We start from the raw sequence: 6,984 nt of genomic DNA, 5'->3' as shown, positions 1-6,984 counted from the left end.
TCCGATCCCGACGCCATGCGGACGCGGCGCGAGACGGTTGAGCATCCCTTCGGCACGATCAAAGCCCGTATGGGTGCAACGCACTTCCTGATGAAGCGCCTAAGGAACGTCGCCACTGAGATGGCGCTGCATGTTCTCGCTTATAACCTCACACGGGTGATGAACATCGTCGGCAAGCCGAGCCTGATTGCAGCCAAGAGAACATGTCGCTCCATTGCGCGACCTGATGAGCCTCAAGGTTCAAAGTTGGGCTCCGCCGTTCGGTATGGTCGAACTTCCACCCCGTCGGATGTGCGGCGTGTTGGTGCAGATCATGCAGCAGCCCATCAATGACCCGGAGCTTGGGTTTTGCTCTGATAACAGGCCGTTCGAACATTAGAGATGACCCGGGTACATCATCCGGCACACCTTGGCCGAGAAGTGACGTCCTGACATGTCCGCCTGTGGCCCATCAGCGAAGTGGCGACCCCCTCATTGAGGTCCGCTTACTGGGGCGGAGCGGGCCAGATTTGCTCACTCTGAGTTCTTCGCATTTTGACCCAACGGACTCGGGCGTTCTGTGTCTGTACCACCGAAGAACATTCTCAACGCAAGATACGTGAAGTGTTTCAGCGATAAGCCAATCGGCTTGGGACGCAGTGAGCCCTCAGCGATCGCATCCTAGCGCTTTGTAAAATTCACGTTGCAAGGGGCGCGGTCAGATCTCGCGAGCTAAAGGGCTGGCTCTGGTTGCACGCATCCGGTCACTTACGTGTGCGGTTTGACGAGGCCCTGCGCTGAGCTCTTTGCCTGATGGCCTAGGTCAGCGCCTCACCTGCACGTCCAGGTATTGGTCTTCGGCCCACCTTGATATGTGCAGAGCCTCGAATCCCAGGTCGTCGGGTATTGGACCAGCGGCACAGCCTCGGCCCGCGCGTATGGAACCCTTTGCTCTGCAACTGAAGTGGCGTTTTAGAGACGTCGGTTGAGGTGACGCCGTCGATGGTTCCATCCCGAGGACTCACAAGCAGCAGGTTCTTGTCGTCGAGCATCACCTATTCGTAGCTCCGCACCGGTTGGCCACGTCTCCAGGCTCGCAGGCACCTGGGCCGACTTTAGCCCGTCGGGCAGCTTCGCGCCATCGCGGGCCGGAACCTTGGCGCAGCTGCTTCTCCGCGACGCCGCCGATGCTCCACGCGATCACCTGCCTCTGCATCGCGATCAGACCGATCGGATCCCTCTGCTCGTTCGATCTGCTCATCCCAGTAATCGTCATGGAGCGCGCCCGGAGTGCCTAGGAATCCGGGCTCCGGTTCATCGGCATCCAGGCAGCGAACAACTTGGCACGGATCGACCGGCGCAAGGTCCGGGCGCGGTTCGAACAGTGGTTCACGTCAAACCGGATGGCGCGGGTGCCCACCGCCAACGGCTTCTCGTCGACAGGCACGCCTCGGTCGCGTTTCCGGTCAGCTCGCGCCAGGGTCTCCGCTCGTCCCCTGAGTTTGTAGTCGGGATTCTCTGGTAGGGCTGAAGCACGGGGCGCCGACCCAAGCAGCGACATCGCGCTTTGCGGGCAGCGCCTTTCCAGCGTGAGCTATGTACGATTCCTACGCTGTTCTCCTTTCTATCCAGGAACATCGATCGCGCCATCATGTTGGATTCCGGGGCGTTGTAACGGGACAATGCGACCGCCGGCGAGGGCGGCGGCGCACGAGGGAATTTTTGACCATGCAAGACACGATCACACAGACGGAACAAAAAACAGAACAGGCAGCAGAGCGGCAAAAGCAGGCCGGCGTGAACCAGGTCGATCAAGTGGCCCACGCCGTACATGGTGCCGCCGATGAACTTCAGCAACAAATGCCCAAGGCCGCCGAATTCGTGCATGCGGCCGCTTCCCGCCTCGAAGAGGGGGCGGGCGCGCTGCGCAACAGAAGTCTGCAAGACCTCATGGGCACCTTCAACGATCTCGGTCGCAAGGAGCCATTGGCGGTCTTCGGAGGCGCGGTGCTGGCCGGATTTGCGGTTTCGCGATTTCTCAAGAGCTCCGCAGAGGACAAGCGCGGAGGAAACACGTCATGACACAGCTACGCTCGGTCCCCGAGATCATCAGCGATCTGTTCTCCCAGCTCACGGTGCTGCTCCGCAAGGAGGCGCAGCTTGCGCGCGCTGAGGTCTCCGAGAACATGGCCAGCATCGGCAGAGGTCTCGGATTGATCGTCGGCGGCGCGGTGCTGCTGATACCCGCCCTCGTCATCCTGCTCCAGGCCGGCGTTGCAGCGCTCGCCGAGCGCTACGGCATGGCTTCCCACTGGTCGGCCCTGCTGGTCGGCGGGATCGCGCTGATAGTCGGAATTATCCTCCTTCTGGTCGGCGTCAGCCGCCTCAAGGTCGAAAACATCATGCCCAGCAAAACCGTCCACCAGCTCCAACGGGACGCCTCGGTGGCGAAGGAACAAGTGAGTCAGGATCATGAGCCACGCCGAGCAGCTTGAACGAGAGGCCGAACAGACACGTGCGCAGATTGCGAGCACGCTAGGCGAATTGCGCGCCTGCATGACGCCCGGGCACGTCCTTGATCAACTGGCAGATAGGGTAAGCGACGGCGCCGGCCTGGCATTCGCCCGCAATCTGAGAGACCAGGCCGTCCGCAATCCGATGCCGCTCGCCCTGATGGGAGCAAGCCTGGCTTGGCTGATGCTGGGCGGCGGCAGGTTGACAGACGGGGTCATGCGCCGCGGGGGCGAGCGTCTTCGCGACGCCGCCATCGATACCGCCGAGAGCGTGCGTGATGCAGCCGATCGGGCCGGCAAGTCTGCGGCGGATAAAGGCACCGAATGGAGCGATAAGGCCTCCAGGGTCGGAAGCGACACCACCGAAAGCGTGAGGTCGACCGCCGAGGACGCCAAGCGGGCGGCTTCACAGACCGGAGATCGGCTGCGTGACATGGCGGGCTCGATGTCCGCTTCTGCTCAGCAGACCGCTTCCGAGGCAGCCGAGGCAGTGCGGGACAGGGCCCGGTCCGCGAAGGATTCCGTACAGCAAAGCGCCGCGGCCGGCTACGACGCGGTCGCGGACACAGCTCGGCGGACGGCATCTTCGATGACGGAATCAACCAAAGCCGCAGGACAACGAACGCTGCAGACGGGCAGCACCTTCCTCGATTTCTGCCGCGAACAGCCGATGCTCCTGACTGGGCTTGGGATCGCCGTCGGCGCGCTGGTCGGCGCCTTACTGCCGGCGACCGAAGCCGAAAATCGCCTCATGGGAGAGACGAGCGACAGCATCAAGGACCGCGCGCAGGATTTGGCATCGGAGCAGATCGAGGGCGCCGAGAAGATCGGCAAGCGCGCGCTCGACGCGGCGGCCAACGAGGCGTCCCAACAGGCGGAAGGCGCAGCTCAGAAAGCGGAGGGCGGCGAGGCCACACCGGTGCGTCGCTCAGAGACGTCCGAGCGTGAGACGCGAGGGCAGCCCTGGTCGCCCCAAAATGCGCCGCTCTGAGCGCAGGAGCAGCCACGGCAACCGGCCTTTGTGGGCCGCCGCCGTCACGCTGACACTGCTCGCCCTTGGCTTTCGGCCGCGACGACTCTCGGCGACACTGGCCGAAAACAAGAGCGGACATCCGCGAACCGACGAAGGCCGCGGACGTCTGGCGAGTACGCCTTCAGAGATCCCGGGGCGGGGCTGGAAGGACATTCTGCTCCGGGTGTATCAGAACATCTCGGAGCACCGCGTCGTCGCTCTGGCGGCCGGAATCACCTTTTACACCCTGCTGGCGATCTTCCCGGCGATTGCCGCTCTCGTCGCCGTCTACGGATTGTTCGCGGATCCCGGCGCGCTGACGGTGCAGCTGGGGCAATTGTCGGGTCTGCTGCCGGGAGGCGCCATCGACATCATCCGTGATCAGTTGACGCGGGTCGCTTCCCAGCGCGGCAGCACGCTCGGCCTTACGTTCATCGTCGGCCTGGCGGTTTCGCTGTGGAGCGCCAACGCAGCCATCAAATCGATCTTCGACACCCTCAACATCGTGTACTCCGAACGCGAGAAGCGCAGCTTCGTCAAGCTCAATGCCATTTCGCTCGCCTTCACGGCCGCAGGCATCGCGTTCGTGCTGATCGCGATCGGCGCGATGCTCGCGCTCCCGCCGGCGTTCAAGTATCTGGGCCTGTTGGATCGGACCGAATTGCTTCTGCGCGTCTGCAGGTGGCCCGCTTTGTTCATCGTGGTCACGCTGGGACTGGCGTTTGTCTATCGATACGGGGCCTCCCGCGAGAAGCCGAAGTGGCGCTGGATCACCTGGGGAAGCGCATTCGCGGCCCTCGGTTGGCTCGTCGCTTCGATTCTCTTCTCTTGGTACGCGGAGAATTTCGGGAGCTTCAACAAGACTTATGGATCGCTCGGCGCCGTGATCGGCTTCATGATGTGGATCTGGCTATCGGCCATCGTGATCCTGGTCGGTGCCGAACTCGACGCCGAGATGGAGCATCAGACAGCGCGAGACACAACGACGGGCCGGTCCAGGCCTCTTGGAACTCGGCAAGCGACGATGGCTGACACCATCGGGCCTGCCCGAGATTGATCCCGCAATTACCGGAGCGGGCGCGATGATTGAAATGGATACCCTGCTGGTGAAATGCCCCAACTGCGGCGCATGGCCGATGGCCGCGGGCCTGCCGACAGCGCCCTATGCGCAACACGACGTGCGGCTGAGATGCGCCAGATGCGGACATGGTGAAGAAGGACGGCTGCGCCGGTCCGGAACGGTGGAGCGGCTCCCGCAGCAGCCGCGCGCAGAGCCCGCGTACCGATGAAGATCCGCGCGCACGCGGAGAGCCATATCGTGGAGCTAGAGGACGGCTCGCGGTGGCAAATCTTTCCCGGCGATCTCGATCTCACGCTGGACTGGAAGCCCGAGACGGACCTGACAGTCGTCGAAACAGGGGAATAGGTCGCCTCTCATGCGCTGCTCGGCGGCGGCGTGAAGGTGCGCGCGATGCCCGTCGGCGAGAGCTGGCCCGCGAGGGAGGTCAAGGACGCGCTGAAGGGCGGTTGAGCGGCGTTGTGGCTGCGCGCGGCTCTCGTCGTAACCGGCCAAAGGAGCGGTTTGAGTTGCCATGGAAGACGAGAAAACCCGACTGCTGACGGAGGCCCAAAGATGCCGCCGCCTAGCGGGATCGATCAACGATCCGGACGGCGCCGCCGCGCGGCTCAACGCGTTGGCGGAGGAATACGAACGACGTGCCAACGACTCGCAAGCCGCCAAGGACGGGAAGGGATGAGCTCCCTCAGGCCTCGCCCGATCCGGGTAGCGCCGTCCGGGACGATGCGCAGCGGCCGCATCGGATGCTCGGTGGAGCGGGACAACGGTGAAGACTTGCTGCCCTTGGCGTCGTATCGCCGGCCAGCGCCAGCAATCGGCGTCTAGTAAACGGGTCGCCTCTTCCGGCGAGTTCGCGTACGCGATGGGCCAGCGCCCGATAGAATTCTTGCTCCAGCTCCATGACGCGGTACGGCTAGCCGAACGTGCACGGCACAACCTACAACTAGGTCGTGGTGCACACTGGGTCCGGCATCGGCCGCGAACTGCCTAAGGCCGACGCCGTATACGTCTGCGCGGCGGCCACCACTCCGAGCTGGGCTTGGATCGATGCCCTGCTTCCCAGTGAAGGAAAAATCAGGGAGAAGCGGCGAAGGAGGCGTAAACATAACGCGCAGCGCCTGGGCAGGATTGTCGAACTGCGTCTCAAGTCTAGAGAATAGATGGGATGCTTCCCTGTACTCAGTCAAATAGCTAGGAGCCTCAGAGACCTTCAGCGTCAAGACGTGAGCGAACCTTCCGCGATCAATGGTTACGCCTTCGGCAAACCAATAACGACTAATATGCTGGAAGATCCTCCATAGTCTATCGACGGCAACGGGCGGCAGTTCCCCGGTCAACTCAGGATTTCTAATCCTCGCGTCCGCCAACGGCTTCAGCGCAAATTGGATCGACTGATCTGCTTCTGCGGGCGAGTCTGGTAGAAGTGCACCCGCAGCGGCAGTAACAAAAAGCTGCAGTAAGCGAGGTCGTTCGAGCAAGAACGTTTCCGATACGTCGCCGAGATCTAGTGCACGCATGTTTGGTCATCGTCATCGCCGCAGGTTCGCGGGATTGCGCAACCTCCTCGACAATTTCCCATAGCGCCCCCCTCACTGCATCGCTGCGCAACGGTAGAGATTGAATATGACGGACGCGTTTCAGACATCTCGAAAAAATGTTACGCCGGTAACTATACCTCAACCCGGACACGTCGCGGCGGAGCTCCGAATAGCGGCCCATGTTCGTTCGCAATCACGGTCCAGGTCCGGGCCGAGTGCCGCGGCACGGGCGGCGTCCATCTCGATCGAGCGTTTAGAACGTCGGTTTTTTTGAGGCGGTGTCTTCGACGAAGCTAAGCGCGGACTTTTTTAGTTGCGGAGCGGCAGTGTCTCGAGGGTCAGGCCAGCTCGCGCCAGGGCTACTTTATGGGGGCCGCTCGCTGGGTTCGGACGGCCAATAAAGACGCCGATGTTCCTCGCACCTCCATGTGTGCCGAGGAGTGCTGCAGCGTAGGTGGCAGATTGCACTTGATTTGATTTTATCAACCGAGCCAATTTCACCTGTTGAGTCCGCTATTGGGCCCAGAGACGAAGAGCGTCGCACAATTTCGCCAGTCTGCTGCCAGCGCTATACCCGACGTGTCGTCGCGCGGCTTTGCACCGCCGCTCATGACCCAACTCAGACATCGCAACTGCGGCCGCGCAGCGGTAGTGTCTCAGTTTGGACGAGTTCAAGGTGAAGCTGGATGAATGGTATCCACGTTTCGACGACACCATGCAGCTGCCGTTTTCGTCGGACGTTTATGCGTTGCCTACCCCGCCAAAGGCTTAGACCAGCGCTAAGCTTGAGTTCTGTGCGTCAAGTTCAGCAAAATTGATCATGGGGTCCGGCCAAGCCATCCCCTCGGAGCCGCCGTCGCTCGC

General features: G+C 62.2%; 6 protein-coding genes and 2 pseudogenes. All 8 read left to right on the top strand.

The window, feature by feature from the left end; genetic code table 11:
• Positions 1-201: pseudogene (locus ACZXDY_RS43950) on the top strand (transposase); the annotation flags it as partial.
• A 1,506-nt stretch (positions 202-1,707) separates the two neighbouring features.
• The gene (locus tag ACZXDY_RS43945; RefSeq protein ID WP_464349774.1) at positions 1,708-2,061 is read left to right on the top strand and encodes a hypothetical protein; all 354 of its coding nucleotides are present in this window, start codon (positions 1,708-1,710) and stop codon (positions 2,059-2,061) included.
• Positions 2,058-2,474: a phage holin family protein gene (locus ACZXDY_RS43940; RefSeq protein ID WP_028165682.1), complete on the top strand. Its 417-nt coding sequence runs from the start codon at positions 2,058-2,060 to the stop codon at positions 2,472-2,474. The genes ACZXDY_RS43945 and ACZXDY_RS43940 overlap by 4 nt, the downstream gene beginning before the upstream one ends.
• A pseudogene (locus ACZXDY_RS43935) lies at positions 2,452-2,529 on the top strand (DUF3618 domain-containing protein); the annotation flags it as partial. The gene ACZXDY_RS43940 and the pseudogene ACZXDY_RS43935, both read left to right, overlap by 23 nt.
• A gap of 108 nt (positions 2,530-2,637) precedes the next feature.
• Entirely contained in the window at positions 2,638-3,483 is an 846-nt protein-coding gene (locus ACZXDY_RS43930) for a hypothetical protein (RefSeq protein WP_464349775.1), read from the top strand.
• The gene (locus tag ACZXDY_RS43925) at positions 3,470-4,561 is read left to right on the top strand and encodes a YihY/virulence factor BrkB family protein (protein ID WP_464349773.1); all 1,092 of its coding nucleotides are present in this window, start codon (positions 3,470-3,472) and stop codon (positions 4,559-4,561) included. The genes ACZXDY_RS43930 and ACZXDY_RS43925 overlap by 14 nt, the downstream gene beginning before the upstream one ends.
• 228 nt (positions 4,562-4,789) lie before the next feature.
• Positions 4,790-4,930 carry a hypothetical protein gene (locus ACZXDY_RS43920; RefSeq protein WP_464349772.1) on the top strand — a complete coding sequence of 47 codons (141 nt, stop codon included), beginning with the start codon at positions 4,790-4,792 and terminating at the stop codon, positions 4,928-4,930.
• A gap of 166 nt (positions 4,931-5,096) precedes the next feature.
• Positions 5,097-5,261, top strand: a complete 165-nt coding sequence (locus ACZXDY_RS43915; RefSeq protein ID WP_155255310.1) for a hypothetical protein — start codon at positions 5,097-5,099, stop codon at positions 5,259-5,261.
• Positions 5,262-6,984: the final 1,723 nt, after the last annotated feature.

The organism is Bradyrhizobium sp. LeoB3, assembly GCF_055456055.1.
This window is presented reverse-complemented; position numbering and strand designations above follow the sequence as displayed.

Excerpts from the sequence above, each read along its gene's own strand:
- ACZXDY_RS43945 (WP_464349774.1), top strand. The coding sequence starts at position 1,708 with ATGCAAGACACGATCACACAGACGGAACAAAAAACAGAACAGGCAGCA.
- ACZXDY_RS43930 (WP_464349775.1), top strand. The coding sequence starts at position 2,638 with ATGCCGCTCGCCCTGATGGGAGCAAGCCTGGCTTGGCTGATGCTGGGC.
- ACZXDY_RS43920 (WP_464349772.1), top strand. The coding sequence starts at position 4,790 with ATGAAGATCCGCGCGCACGCGGAGAGCCATATCGTGGAGCTAGAGGAC.
- ACZXDY_RS43940 (WP_028165682.1), top strand. The coding sequence starts at position 2,058 with ATGACACAGCTACGCTCGGTCCCCGAGATCATCAGCGATCTGTTCTCC.
- ACZXDY_RS43915 (WP_155255310.1), top strand. The coding sequence starts at position 5,097 with ATGGAAGACGAGAAAACCCGACTGCTGACGGAGGCCCAAAGATGCCGC.
- ACZXDY_RS43925 (WP_464349773.1), top strand. The coding sequence starts at position 3,470 with ATGCGCCGCTCTGAGCGCAGGAGCAGCCACGGCAACCGGCCTTTGTGG.